Genomic DNA, 582 nt, shown 5'->3' on the forward strand with positions numbered 1-582 from the left:
TAACGCCTGCAATAAGGTGTGCCCCGCCGAACCAGCAAAGCACACCGAACTTCATACCAAAACCGCCGAGTGTAACGCATCACCTTGATTGCTTTGTTACACATCAGTTTTCACGCAACATCCTGCTTTATGATGCTATTTTTTATTAGAGCTCTCATAGACTGCATCATATGGCAAACAACCTACGACGGTTTGACAACCAGGATCACTACATATGATCATGACAACTGAATAGTCTGCCTTGGCTACACGTTGATTATTTACTGCTATAAATCCACTTTGTCCACACTTTGGGCAAGCTGGGTGATATTCATCATTTAACATTTCTAATTCCTTTTTTGATTGTTCAGTTTTTCTTCTCTAACTCTTGTACTTTTTCTCGTAAAGTAAGAATTTCAGAGTGCAAAGCAGCAAGTGTTCGAGTTAAACCTTCAGCAAATAGCTTTTCTTCCGGAGAAGAATTTTCCGATATTTGAATAGCTGCAAGCTTACTAAGCCCTTCTGAAAACAGATCATTTGGCGACATAAAAATTCCTTTTATTAATAAAGTACTTAAAACTACCTGTTGTGATGTGTAACGCC

The 582-nt window shown here is 38.8% G+C and carries 1 protein-coding gene; it reads right to left on the reverse strand.

Going from position 1 to position 582, the window contains the following annotated elements; translation table 11 throughout:
• Window positions 1-346: 346 nt before the first annotated feature.
• On the reverse strand, window positions 347-582 hold a 236-nt coding region (locus Q0852_RS23700; RefSeq protein WP_299022912.1), incomplete at its 5' end, for a hypothetical protein.

Source organism: uncultured Photobacterium sp., assembly GCF_947502415.1.
Taxonomy (GTDB): Bacteria; Pseudomonadota; Gammaproteobacteria; order Enterobacterales; family Vibrionaceae; genus Photobacterium.